This window comes from Nonomuraea sp. NPDC049655, assembly GCF_044465465.1.
Classification (GTDB): domain Bacteria; phylum Actinomycetota; class Actinomycetes; order Streptosporangiales; family Streptosporangiaceae; genus Nonomuraea.
Map to the genome: position 1 here is coordinate 494,961 of NZ_JBITLS010000006.1, position 12,131 is coordinate 507,091.

The 12,131-nt window shown below is 71.1% G+C and carries 13 protein-coding genes; 6 read left to right on the forward strand and 7 right to left on the reverse strand.

Annotated features, from left to right (window positions below):
* Nucleotides 1-46: 46 nt before the first annotated feature.
* The 5 genes from ACIBQ6_RS22570 to ACIBQ6_RS22590 are packed head-to-tail and all read left to right on the forward strand — an operon-like array spanning nt 47 to nt 5,775.
* A complete protein-coding gene (locus ACIBQ6_RS22570; protein ID WP_397214172.1) occupies nt 47-1,867 on the forward strand; it encodes an ABC transporter substrate-binding protein in 1,821 nt (606 codons plus the stop codon).
* A complete protein-coding gene (locus ACIBQ6_RS22575; protein WP_397214174.1) occupies nt 1,864-2,919 on the forward strand; it encodes an ABC transporter permease in 1,056 nt (351 codons plus the stop codon). Before ACIBQ6_RS22570 ends, ACIBQ6_RS22575 begins: the two co-directional genes overlap by 4 nt.
* On the forward strand, nt 2,916-3,797 hold the full coding sequence (locus tag ACIBQ6_RS22580) for an ABC transporter permease (protein ID WP_397214176.1): 882 nt from the start codon (nt 2,916-2,918) through the stop codon (nt 3,795-3,797). The genes ACIBQ6_RS22575 and ACIBQ6_RS22580 overlap by 4 nt, the downstream gene beginning before the upstream one ends.
* A complete protein-coding gene (locus ACIBQ6_RS22585; RefSeq protein ID WP_397214178.1) occupies nt 3,794-4,774 on the forward strand; it encodes an ABC transporter ATP-binding protein in 981 nt (326 codons plus the stop codon). Before ACIBQ6_RS22580 ends, ACIBQ6_RS22585 begins: the two co-directional genes overlap by 4 nt.
* Nucleotides 4,771-5,775 carry an ABC transporter ATP-binding protein gene (locus ACIBQ6_RS22590; protein ID WP_358289613.1) on the forward strand — a complete coding sequence of 335 codons (1,005 nt, stop codon included), beginning with the start codon at nt 4,771-4,773 and terminating at the stop codon, nt 5,773-5,775. Before ACIBQ6_RS22585 ends, ACIBQ6_RS22590 begins: the two co-directional genes overlap by 4 nt.
* A 1-nt stretch (nt 5,776) precedes the next feature.
* Here ACIBQ6_RS22590 and ACIBQ6_RS22595 read toward each other — a convergent pair whose 3' ends face one another.
* Both ACIBQ6_RS22595 and ACIBQ6_RS22600 read right to left on the reverse strand, forming a co-directional pair.
* On the reverse strand, nt 5,777-6,601 hold the full coding sequence (locus ACIBQ6_RS22595) for an NAD(P)H-binding protein (RefSeq protein ID WP_397214180.1): 825 nt from the start codon (nt 6,599-6,601) through the stop codon (nt 5,777-5,779).
* A 60-nt stretch (nt 6,602-6,661) separates the two neighbouring features.
* Entirely contained in the window at nt 6,662-7,837 is a 1,176-nt protein-coding gene (locus ACIBQ6_RS22600) for an FAD-dependent monooxygenase (RefSeq protein ID WP_397214182.1), read from the reverse strand.
* Nucleotides 7,838-7,910: 73 nt separating this feature from the next.
* On the opposite strand from ACIBQ6_RS22600, the gene ACIBQ6_RS22605 reads away from it, so the two are divergent.
* The gene (locus ACIBQ6_RS22605; protein WP_358289605.1) at nt 7,911-8,480 is read left to right on the forward strand and encodes a TetR/AcrR family transcriptional regulator; all 570 of its coding nucleotides are present in this window, start codon (nt 7,911-7,913) and stop codon (nt 8,478-8,480) included.
* 13 nt (nt 8,481-8,493) lie between these two features.
* On the opposite strand, the gene ACIBQ6_RS22610 is transcribed toward ACIBQ6_RS22605, so the two are convergent.
* The 5 genes from ACIBQ6_RS22610 to ACIBQ6_RS22630 all read right to left on the reverse strand — a co-directional run bounded on the left by ACIBQ6_RS22610 (nt 8,494) and on the right by ACIBQ6_RS22630 (nt 12,072).
* A complete protein-coding gene (locus ACIBQ6_RS22610; RefSeq protein WP_358289603.1) occupies nt 8,494-9,132 on the reverse strand; it encodes a maleylpyruvate isomerase N-terminal domain-containing protein in 639 nt (212 codons plus the stop codon).
* Between the two features lie 100 nt (nt 9,133-9,232).
* The gene (locus ACIBQ6_RS22615) at nt 9,233-9,979 is read right to left on the reverse strand and encodes a nucleotidyltransferase domain-containing protein (RefSeq protein WP_397214185.1); all 747 of its coding nucleotides are present in this window, start codon (nt 9,977-9,979) and stop codon (nt 9,233-9,235) included.
* A 54-nt stretch (nt 9,980-10,033) separates the two neighbouring features.
* Nucleotides 10,034-10,972, reverse strand: a complete 939-nt coding sequence (locus tag ACIBQ6_RS22620) for a ribose-phosphate pyrophosphokinase (protein WP_358289597.1) — start codon at nt 10,970-10,972, stop codon at nt 10,034-10,036.
* Nucleotides 10,973-10,990: 18 nt separating this feature from the next.
* The gene (locus ACIBQ6_RS22625; protein WP_397214187.1) at nt 10,991-11,449 is read right to left on the reverse strand and encodes a GNAT family N-acetyltransferase; all 459 of its coding nucleotides are present in this window, start codon (nt 11,447-11,449) and stop codon (nt 10,991-10,993) included.
* On the reverse strand, nt 11,446-12,072 hold the full coding sequence (locus ACIBQ6_RS22630; RefSeq protein ID WP_397214189.1) for an HAD family hydrolase: 627 nt from the start codon (nt 12,070-12,072) through the stop codon (nt 11,446-11,448). Before ACIBQ6_RS22630 ends, ACIBQ6_RS22625 begins: the two co-directional genes overlap by 4 nt.
* Nucleotides 12,073-12,131: the final 59 nt, after the last annotated feature.

The following is a 12,131-nucleotide window of genomic DNA, read 5'->3' on the forward strand; positions in this document are numbered from 1 at the left end:
TGTGCCTTCATCTACACAGGAATCCCCCGCCTGAAGGTGAGGCATCATGAGGAAATGGTTCGCACGCCTGGCTGTGCTGGGCGTCGCGCTGTTAGTGGCCGGCCAAGGCGCCACGGCGGCCCAGGCCCAGGAACCTGCGGCGGGGAAGAAGATCCTACGCGTCGGCGCCACCCAGGCGATGGACTCCATGAACCCGTTCCTGGCGGTCCGGCTGGTCTCCACCGCGATCCAGCGCACGATGTACGGCTTCCTCACCGTCCCTGACTCCAAGACGCTCCAGCCCAGCCCCGATCTCGCCGAGTCGTGGACGACGTCCGACGACGGGCTCACCTGGACGTTCAAGATCCGTAACACCAAGTGGTCCGACGGCCAGCCGGTCACGGCCGAGGACGCCGCCTGGACGTTCAACAAGATGATGACGGACGAGGCGGCCAAGACGGCCAACGGCCCCGCCGTGGAGAACTTCGCGAGCGTCACCGCCAACGGCCAGGACTTGATCATCAAGACCAAGGCGCCGCAGGCGTCCATGCTGGAGAACCCGGTCCCGATCATGCCCAAGCATGTGTGGGAGAAGGTCACCGACATGGCCAACTACGAGGCGGAGACGTACCCGACCGTGGGCAGCGGCCCGTTCATCGCGGTCGAGCACAAGAAGGACCAGTACGTCAAGCTGCAGGCCAACCCCAACTACTGGCGGGGCAAGCCGAAGATCGACGAGCTGCAGTTCATCTTCTACGACAACCCGCAGGCCGCCATCGCCGGCCTCAAGAAGGGCGACATCGACCTGCTCGGCCGCATGACGCCGCCGGAGTTCCAGGCCATCGAGAACGACCCGAACATCGAGGCGTGGAACACCCAGGGCCGGCGGGCGTCGTACCTGCAGATCAACCACGGCGCCACGACCACCGACAACAAGCCCATCGGCGACGGCCACCCGGCGCTGAAGGACCCGAAGGTGCGCCAGGCGCTGCACTTCGCCATCGACAAGCAGAAGCTGGTCGACGAGGTGCAGGGCGGGCTGGCCAAGCCCGCCGACGGCTCGATCATCCCGCCCATGTACAAGGACTTCTTCTGGGAGGCCACGGGCGAGGAGAAGGTCACCTACGACGTGGCCAAGGCGAACAAGATCCTCGACGACGCCGGCTACAAGAAGGGCGCCGACGGCGTCCGCACGATGCCCGACGGCAAGCGCAAGCTGGAGTTCCGCTTCAGCATCCACACCGACACGCCGATCGAGGACAAGCTCGCCGAGTACCTGACCGGCTTCTGGAAGGAGATCGGCATCACGCTGACCACCCAGAAGCTCGACTCCAGCAAGTTCACCGAGGAGACCGGCGTCACGGCGCTGTTCGACATCGCGATCAGCGGCTGGTCGGTCAACCCCGACCCCGAAGAGGTCCTGGCCACCCACCTGTGCAGCCGCAGGCCGGCGCCGGGCGGCGAGGGCGGCGGCACCGAGTCGTTCTACTGCGACCCGACCTTCGAGAAGCTCTACCAGGAGCAGCTCAAGGAGCTCGACCGGCCCAAGCGCGCCGAGCTCATCAAGCAGATGGAGCAGCGGCTCTACGTCGACGCCCCCGTCATCGCGATCTACTACACCAACGACCTTGAGGGTTACCGCAAGGACCGGATCACCAGCATCACCCCGATCCCCGAGGACAAGGGCCTGCTGTACGGCGGCAGCGGCTACTGGCCGTTCTACACGGCCGACGTCAAGGCGGCCGCGGCGGGCGGCTCCGGCGCGGGCGGCGACTCCGGCTCCAACACCGGTCTCATCGTCGGCGTGGTCGGCGGCGTGGTCGTCATCGGCCTCGTGGCCTTCCTCCTGACCAGGCGGCGCAAGAGCGCCGCGGACGAGCGCGAATGACCACACCGCTCGAAGCAGCAGAGCCCGCCGCCGTCCAGGCGGCGGGCCCTGGTGAGGACCGCCCCGCTCGCCGCGGCACGCTGAGGTACGCGTTGTCGAAGGCCGGCGGGGCGCTGTTCAGCATCGCCGCGGTGATCGTCGGGACGTTCTTCGTCTTCCGCCTGCTGCCCGGCGATCCGGTGCGGAACCTGGCGCAGGGCCGCAACATGACCCCGGCGCAGCTCGACATGGAACGTCACCGGCTCGGTCTCGACAAGCCGGTGCTCGAACAGTTCTTCGACTTCGTGGGCAAGACGCTCAGGCTCGACCTGGGCACGTCGTACGAGTACAAGCGGCCGGTGCTCGACCTCATCGGCGAGCGCATCGGCCCGACGCTGCTGCTGGCCGGGACCGGTCTGGTCATCGCGGTCAGCCTCGGCATCTGGCAGGGCACCAGGGCCGGATGGCGGCGGGGAAGCCGGTTCGACCGCTTCTCCACCGGTCTGTCGCTGGTGTTGTGGTCGGTGCCGACGTTCTGGCTCGGCCTGCTGCTGATGATGGTGCTGGGCGTGGGCATCGGCCCGATCCCCGGCATCCTGCCCTTCCGCGGCATCGAGAGCGTCGACGCGCCCGACGGGTTCGCCTACGTGCTCGACGTGGCCTCGCACATGGTGCTGCCGTGCCTGACCCTGGTGGCGGTGATCTACGCCCAGTACCTGCTGGTCATGCGGTCGTCATTGCTGGAGGAGGTCAGCCAGGACTACGTCACCGTGGCCCGCGCCAAGGGCCTGCGCGACGACGAGGTACGCCGCCGCCACGCGGTGCCCAACGCCCTGCTGCCCACGGTGACGCTGGTCTTCATGCGCATCGGCTTCGTGGTCGGCGGCGCGGTCACCGTGGAGACGATCTACACCTGGCCGGGCCTCGGGCAGCTGTTCTACCGGGCGGTCCGGGTCCCCGACTTCACGCTCATGCAGGGCACGTTCATGCTCATCACCGTGGCCGTGATCCTCATGAACACGCTGGCCGACTTGCTCTACCACGTTCTCGACCCGAGGGTGAGGTCGGCATGACGAGTGTCGCTGCCACGCGCAGGCGGCAGGCGCTGAGCAACTTCTGGACCGACTTCCGCAGGCACCGCGCCGGGGTGGCCGGGATGGTCGTCCTGCTGGTGGCCGTGGTGCTCGCGCTGGTCGCGCCGCTGTTCATCGACGAGGGCGTGACGAGCGTCATCGACGCGCCGGGCGAGAAGTTCCAAGCCCCCGGCCTGGACTTCCCCTTCGGCACCGACGAGTCGGGCCGGTCGATCCTGCTGATGATCTGGTGGGGCTCGCGCGCCTCGCTGCTCATCGGCTTCCTCGCCGCGCTGCTCAGCATCGTGATCGGCATGGTCATCGGCATCGCCGCCGGGCACTTCGGCGGCTGGCTCGGTGGCGCGCTGATGCGGGTCACCGACTGGTTCCTGGTGCTGCCCTCGCTGGTGACCGCGCTGGTGCTGGCGGCCATCCTCGGCGGCAGCACGTTCACCATCATCATGGCGATCGGCGTCACCACCTGGCCGTCCACGGCCCGGCTGATCAGGGCGCAGACCTTCGCCGTCGAGGCCCGGCCCTACATCGAACGCTCCAAGGCGCTCGGCGGCGGCCACTGGCACATCACCACCCGGCACGTGCTGCCCAACGTGGCGCCGCTGCTGCTGGCCAGCACGACGCTGGAGGTGGCCAGCGCGATCGTCACCGAGTCCACGCTGGCCTTCCTCGGCGCCAGCGCGAACAAGACGTCGTGGGGCACCATGCTGCGCGGCTCCTACGACTACGGCGCGGCCAACGAGGGCGCGTGGTGGTACATCATCCTCCCCGGTCTGGCCATCCTCGTGGTCGTCATGGCGTTCACCCTCGTCGGACGGGCGCTGGAGGCCGTGCTGAACCCAAGGCTCAGGAGGGCGGCATGAGTCTCCTCGAACTGGACGGCCTGTCGGTGACCTACCGCATCGCGTCGGGCGAGGTGCCCGCGGTGCGCGGCGTGTCGCTGACCCTCGACCCCGGAGCGGCGCTCGGAGTCGCCGGCGAGTCGGGATCCGGCAAGTCGACGCTGGCCATGGCGCTGCTCAGGCTCCTGCCCAAGAGCACGCGCGTCGGCGGCCGGATCCTGCTCGACGGCGACGACGTCCTCACCATGAAGTGGGGACGCATGCGGGCCGTGCGCTGGGCCGAGGCCTCGATCGTGTTCCAGGGCGCGCAGCACGGCCTCAACCCCGTGCGCCGGATCGGCGAGCAGATCGCCGAACCGCTGCTCGTCCACGGCCTGGCCAAGCCGGACGGCGCCCGCAAGCGCGTCGGCGAGCTGCTCGAACAGGTCGGCCTGCCCGCCTGGCGGGCCCGCAGCTACCCGCACGAGCTGTCCGGCGGCCAGCGGCAGCGCGTGATGATCGCGATGGCGCTGGCCTGCTCGCCCCGCCTGATCATCGCCGACGAGCCCACCACCGCGCTCGACGTGATGGTCCAGGCGCAGGTCCTGACGCTGATCAAGGAGCTGATCGCCGAGCACGGCATCTCCCTGATCATGATCTCGCACGACCTGTCGGTCCTGGCCGACGTCTGCGACCAGCTCGCGGTCATGTACGCCGGCCGGGTGGTCGAGCACGGCCCCTCCCGCGAGGTGTTCCACGACGCCCGCCACCCCTACAGCCGGGCGCTGGCGGCCGCCTTCCCCACCGTGGGCGACCCGGTCTCGCGGCTGGCCCCCAAGGGGCTCGGCGGCGACCCGCCGGACCCGATGCAGCTCCCGACCGGCTGCGCGTTTCACCCGCGCTGCCCGGTCGCGCTGGACGAATGCGCGGGCCTCGACGTCGAGCTGTGGCCCGCCGGTCCCCGCCACGCCGCGGCCTGCGTGCACGTACGCTCCAAGGAGGAGGTCGAGGCTTCATGACCGAGACGCAGACCGCGGCCGAGACCGTCTCGACGGGCAAGGGCGCGCTGCTGGAGGCCCGTGACCTGCACGTCGCGTTCTCCTCGCGGGGCCGCAGCGCCCGCGCCGTCGACGGCGTCAACCTGGCGATCGGCCAGGGCGAGATCGTGGCCCTGGTCGGCGAGTCGGGCTGCGGCAAGACCACGCTGGCCCGCACGCTGCTCGGCCTCGAACGCCCCACGTCCGGCGAGGTCCGCTACGACGGCAACGCGCTGAACTACGGCTCCAAGGCGCTCCGGTCCTACCGCCGCCAGGTCCAGCTCGTCCTGCAGGACCCGATGGGCTCGCTCAACCCCCGCCAGACCGTCTACGAAGCGGTCGCCGAGGGGCCGCGCATCCACGGCCTGCCCGACGAGGAGGAGATCGTGGCCTCGGCCCTGTCCAGGGCCGGGCTGCGACCGCCCGAGCGGTTCTTCCTGCGCTACCCGCACGAGCTGTCCGGCGGGCAGCGGCAGCGCGTCGTGATCGCCGGCGCGCTCGCCCTCGACCCGAAGGTGCTGATCGCCGACGAGCCCGTGGCCTCGCTCGACGCCTCCGTGCGCGGCGAGATCCTGGCGCTGATGCTCAAGCTCAAGACCGACCTCGGCCTGTCGGCCCTGGTCGTCACCCATGACCTCGGCCTGGCCTGGAACATCGCCGACCGGGTCGCGGTCATGTACCTGGGGCGGATCGTCGAGTCGGGGCCGGTGGAGCAGGTGCTGACGGCGCCGCGGCATCCGTACACGCAGGCGCTGATGTCGGTGTTGCCGGAGTCGCCCGAGCGGATCGTGCTGTCCGGCGAGCCGCCGGACCCGACCAGGGTGCCGGGGGGCTGCCGCTTCCATCCCCGCTGCCACGTGCTGGCCTCCGGCCGCGCGGCGGAGGCGGGCGTGGACGCGGCCTGCCGGTCGCAGGCGCTGAGCATCCTGCCCGCGGTCCCCGACGCCCAGGCCGCCTGCCACTACGCGGCGGTCACCGGGTAGCTCACCCGCGGAACGCGTCGGCGTGCTCGCGCGCCCACTCGGCGAAGTCACGCGCGTCCCGGCCGGTGATCTCCCGGACGGTCGGGACGACCGTGTAGCCGACCTCCGGCGTGTTGCCCAGCGCGCCGACCAGGAACTCGATGGTCTGCTCGCCCATGCCGTCGGCGCGCCACTTGGCCCGCGCCTCGTCCACGGTGAGCTCGACGAAGCCGACGTCCCTGCCGACGGCCTCGGCCAGGACGGCGACCTTCTCCCGCAGGGTGATCGCGCGGGGGCCGGTCAGCACGTACGTCCGGCCGCCGTGGCCGCCCTCGGTCAGGACCTTCGCGGCCACCGCGGCGATGTCGCGCTCGTGCACCAGGGCGCTCAGCCGGTCGCCGAACGGCTCCTTGATGACGCCTTCCGTCCTGATCGTGTGCGCCCACCACTGGAGCGTGTTGGCCATGAACTCGACCGGGTGGAGCAGCGTCCACTCCAGGTCGGTGGCGGCGAGCGCCTGCTCCAGCTCGCCGTCCTCGCGGCCGCCGAGCACGGTGACCCGGCGCACGCCCGCCTCGACGGCCAGCTCGGCGAGCCCGGCGCCGTCGGGCAGCGGGGCGTAGTCGTCGCCGGCGAAGTTGATGAAGTGCACTGCGGTGACGCCCTCGAACGCGGCGGCCAGGGAGGCCGGCTCGGCGAGATCGCCGCCGACGACCTCGACGCCCTCGGGAAGGGCGGCCTTGGCGGGGTTCCTGGTCAGCGCGCGGACCTTCTGGCCGGCCTGGAGGAGCTCCTCGACGACGAGGCGGCCGACGGTCCCGGTGGCACCGGTGACGAGGATGGTCATGTGAACCCCACTTCTTTCGGAACGGAACGTTCTGCTCTTACTATAGCAGAACGGAACGCTTCATTCCGAGTAGTTCTTGAGCCGGATCGCCACGGCGGCCCGATGGATCGCCCCGGCGATCCGCTCGACGACCTTCTCCTTGCCCGGCAGGTACGGCAGCAGCCTGAGCATCCTGAGCTGGAACCACAGCGCCAGCCGTGAGCCCATCACCATGCCCCTGACGTTCACCGGGCCCAGCTCCTGGTTGACCCGGACGAACTCCCGCATCTCCCGCTCGTAGCCCGCCGCGCCGCCGCCCCCGGCCAGCTCGCCCGCCAGCACGTACGCGCCCACGATCGCCAGGCTCGTGCCCTGTCCGGAGGCCGGCGAGGCGCAGTAGGCGGCGTCGCCGAGCAGCACGACCCGGCCCTTCGACCAGCTGTCCATGTGCACCTGGCTGACCGAGTCGAAGTAGAAGTCGTCGGCGTCGCGCACCGCGCCGAGCAGCGCCGGCACCTCCCACTCGACCCCCGCCATGGCCTCGGCCAGCAGGTCCTTCTGGCGGCCGGTGTCGCGGTGGTCGTAGGACAGCGGCTGGGAGGCCCACATGAACAGCGCCTTGGCGGCGCCGTCCTGGCGGGTGCTGTAGACGTTGGCGGTGCGGCCGGGGGCGGCGTGCACGGCCTCCTCGCGGTCCAGGCCCAGGGTGTTGGGCACGGTGGAGATCGAGACGTAGTAGCCCAGGTCGCGGACGAACCGAGCGTCCTCTCCGAACACGATCCTGCGGATGTTGGAGCGCATCCCGTCCGCGCCGACGATCAGGTCGAACCGGCGGGGCGCGGCGTGCTCGAAGGTGACCAGGCCGTCGTCGGAGACGGCGGTGACGGAGTCGCCGAAGAGGTATTCGGCGTCGTCGCGGGTGAGGTCGTACAGGAGCTCGTTGAGGTCGCCGCGCATGATCTCGACGTCGTCGCCCGCGCGCCCGCCGAACAGGTCGGCGTCCATGGTGGCCACCCGGCGGCCCTTGCGGTCGTAGTGGGTGGCGACGCGCATGCCGGTGCTGCGGGCGGTGACCGCGTCCAGCAGGCCCATGCGCTCGATCACGTCGAGGGCGGCGCCGCGGATGTCGACCTTGTAGCCGCCGGTGCGGACGGCCGGAGCGCGCTCGACGACGGTGACGGTGCAGCCGTGGCGGCGCAGCCAGTAGGCCAGCGAGGTGCCGGCGATGCTCGCGCCGGAGATCAGGACGTTCTTCATGCCGAGAACAGTACATCTGTCTCAGACGCTTGTCTAGGACGATGTTTTCAGACGTTCGTGTTAACGTCTGGGCATGGGAAACAGGGAAGACCTGCTGGCCGGGGCGAAGCGTTGCCTGATCGAGAAGGGCTACTCGCGTACCACCGCGCGCGACATCGCGACCGCGTCGGGCGTGAGCCTCGCGGGCATCGGCTACCACTTCAAGTCCAAGGACGCGCTGATGAACGAGGCGCTGTTCGAGGTGATGCAGGAATGGGGCGACGACCTGGCGCGGACGCTCGTCGCCGACGCCGAGGAGGGCGCCTCACCGCTGGAGCGGTTCGAGGCGGCGTGGGACCGGGTGGTGGAGTCGTTCGACCGGCTGCGGCCGCTCTGGATCACCCAGCTTGAGCTGCTCGGGCAGATCGATCACGTGCCGGAGCTGCGCGAGCAGCTCGTCCCGGCGATCAAGGGCGCGCGGCTGGGGCTCGCCGAGCTGTTCCAGGACGTGCGGGCGGAGACGGACCCCGAACGGGCCCGGCTGGTGGGCTCGCTGTACCAGGCCATGCTGACGGGGTTCCTGGCGCAGTGGCTGCTCGACCCGGACAGCGCGTTGTCCGGGCGCGAGGTGGCCGAGGCGCTGCGCCTGGTGAGCGGCTCGTGAAAGGTGTCGGGGACTAGAAGGCGCTTATCGTGGCGGGGGCGCGTTCGGCCCTGCTGAGGGTGCGGATGACGGCGGTCGCGCCGTGGCGGTGCACCGCCAGGCGGGCCAGCAGCTCCACGACCGGCTCGTTGATCGACGGCGGCAGCTCCGGCGTCTCGACGCCCACGCTGGCGGCCAGGTCGTCGGAGTGCACGACCAGCTCCATCACCCTGGTGAGCAGGAAGTCGTCGAGCCGCAGCGACCAGCCGGCCCACGGCAGCCGCACGACCCGGTCCGCCGGCGCGGCGGGCAGCTCGGCCAGCAGCCGGTCCAGCAGCGCCTGCGTGCGCTCGACGAGCGCGGCGTGCCCGTCCGCGGCGGCCGCCTGGCCGCCTGCCCGGACGCTGACGTTGCTCTCGTGGTCGAGGCCGGCCTGCACCCACGGCGACCTCGTGTAGTGCTCGATGAGCGGGATCGGCGCCCCGGGTTCCTCGCCGGAGTCGAGCACGTCGACGACCCGGACGATCTGGTGGGCCAGGTGCCCGGCCAGGCCCGCGACGCTGAACTCGGTCAGCGCGCTGGGCTTGTCCCACGCCGCCCGGACGGCCGGGTCACGCAGCAGCGACATCGCCGACGCCGCGGCCACCAGATAGGACTGCCTGATCTCCCCCATATGCCGCCCTTTCCCCGGTTCAGGTGGTAACTCGGGGCCAAGACTATCCCTCGGCGATCCGCGGAGGGCCGCCGTCCTGCCCACTGAGACGGGGCCGGGCTCAGGTCTCGCCGGGGCCCTCCGCCAGCACCTTCCCGATGGCCGACCGGACGAAGGCGCGGGTCAGCCTGCCCCTTCTGAAGCGGCTCAGCACCGGGCGCGGCGTGCCGTACCGGCGGGCGCGCACGTCGGCCAGGACGGCCTCCGGCGCGCCCATCCCGGCCAGCACGTCCAGGGCCTCCCGCTTGGTGATCAACCGGCCCTCCCGCAGCGTGACCGAGGCTCTGGCGACGGTCAGCAGGCCGAGGTCCACCCAGACGTCCCGCAGCCAGCGCCGCCGCCCTCGGGTCTTGTCCAGCCAGAACTCGCGCAGGTCCGTACGGACGAAGTCGGCCAGCACGGCGTCGGAGACGGCCGGCAGGAGTTCGGCGGGCGGCGGCCCGTGCAGCACGAGCGGGGCCGTGTGCAGCTCGCGGCGGGTCACCGCCGTCACCGGACGGCGGAAGATCTGCTCGTGGGCCCACGTCACGTGCTCGACCCGCGGGTCCGCCAGCTCCTCCAGCGGCAGGTAGGAGCAGTGGAGGAGGTCGGCGAGCGGCAGGTCGAGCCCCCGGTGCAGCCCCTTGATCCGGCGCCACTGCTCCATCGTGACCGGTGTCTCGACCACCGCGATCAGGTCGAGGTCGCTGCGCCCCGGCTGGTAGTCGCCGGCGCCCAGCGAGCCGTGCGCCCACAGTGACACCAGGGGCACGATCTCGCCCACGCCATCTCGGAACCGCCGGAGCAGGACGTCTGTGGCCGCATGCATGATGTCCACTATGATCCATTCCCGGCCGTCCCGGAAGATCACCGGGGCGGGCCGTCAGGACGTGCTGAACAGAGCGCTCACCGACTCGCCGTCGTGGATCCGGCGCATGGCCTCGGCCAGTGCCGGCGCGATCGACAACACGGTCAGCTTGTCACTCGGCTTGGGCGGCGGCACGGTGTTCGTGCAGACGATCTCCATGACCTCGGGGAACGCGCCCAGCCGCTCGATCGCCCCGCCCGCGAACAGCCCGTGCGTGCACGCCACCCGGACGGAGTTGACGCCCTGCTCACGCAGCCGGCCCAGCAGCTCGATGACCGTGCTGCCCTTGGCGATCTCGTCGTCCAGGATGATCACGTCCTTGCCGGCGACCTCGCCGATGACCGAGCTGATCACCACGCGGTCGTCGGCGAAGCGCTGCTTGGCGCCCATCGCGACGCCCGTGCCGAGCAGCCGGGCGAAGTGTGCGGCCTCCTTGGCGTTGCCCAGGTCGGGGGAGACGACGACGGCGTTCGACAGGTCGTAGCGGCGGAAGTGCGCGGCCAGCTCGCGCAGCGCGTGCAGGTGGTCGACCGGCACGCTGAAGAAGCCGTGCACCTGCGGCGAGTGCAGGGTCATGGCCAGCACCCGGTTCGCGCCCGCGGCCACCATCAGGTCGGCGACCAGGCGCGCGCCGATGGAGATGCGTGGCGCGTCCTTCTTGTCTGATCTGGCGTAGGCGTAATGCGGCAGCACCACGGTCGTCCTGGCCGCGGACGCGCCGCGCGCCGCGTCGATCATGAGCAGCAGCTCGACCAGGTTCTCCTGCGTCGGCGGCACCAGGGGCTGGATGAGGAACACGTCGCGCTCGCGGCAGTTGGCCTGGAGCTGCACCTCAAGCGCGTCGTTGGCGAAGCGGGCGACCTTGACGGGGTGGAGCGGGGTTCCGAGGTGGGAGCAGATCTCCTCGGCCAGCTCGGGGTGGGCGCTGCCACTGAAAACCGTGATGTCTCGCACGATTCCCAAAGGATAGCCTCACGGGCTCACGTAGTGGTGGAGCAGGGCGGGTTCGCCCGCGGCGTTGAGCCATCGAGCGCGGGTGCTGCCGACGCGGCGCCAGCCCAGCCGCTCGTAGAGCGCGACGGCCGCCCGGCCCTCGTCGGAGACCTCCAGGACGACGGGCGTTCCTGCGGCCTTCCGCACGGTGTCCAGCAGCACGGGAGCCAGCCCGCGGCCCCGGGCGGCGGGCACCACGAAGAGCCGGGTGACCTGCGGGCCCTCGTCGGTGCCGGCCAGGCCCACGTGGCCGAGCACCTGGCCCTCCTCGACCGCCACCCAGGCGCGCAGGAGGTCGCCCGGGGTCAGCCAGCCCCGCGGGTCGGCCGGCCAGTCGACGGGGTAGCGGTCGGCGGCGTGCACCAGGGCCAGGGCGTCGGCGCAGGCGTTCAGGTCGGCCGGCGTCCGGGGACGGACGCCCATGTCGCCGGTCGTCACGTCAGCGCCTCGATCGTGAGCGCGTCGAGGTCGGGCAGGACCTGCCAGGCGAGGGCGAGGGCGTCGTCGTCGGGCGGGTAGCCGGGATGCGGCACGGCGATCACCCGCATGCCGGCCGCGTGCGCCGAACGCAGCCCGTTGCTGGAGTCCTCGACCGCCACGCAGTCCTTCGGGTAGATCTCCAGCCGCCGGGCGGCCTCCAGGTAGCCGTCGGGGGCGGGCTTGCCGCGCGCGACCTCCTCCGTGGAGACCGTGGTGACGAAGTACTCGCGCAGCTCGGCCGCGTCCAGCACCACGTCGATCAGCCGCCGCGGCGACGAGCTGGCCAGGCCGAGGGTGAAGTGCCCGGCCAGCCGGCGCACGGCCTCGCGGGCGCCCGGCAGCAGCGGCACGCCGTCCTGGTAGCGCTCGGCCATCTGGTCGACCACGCCCGCGGCGATCTCGTCGGGCGTCAGGCGCACCCCCAGCTCGTGCAGGTAGGCCGCCCACTCGCCGGTGCTCATGCCCATCAGCCTGGACTGCGTGTCGGGCTGCCAGGTGCCGCCGTGGTCGGCGACGAAGGCGCGCCGCACCTGCTCCCAGACGGGTTCGGAGTCGACGAGCACGCCGTCGAGGTCGAACACGCACGCTTCCATGACCACCCCCGATGAGATCAGCCTGGAACCACCCAATCACACCGTCC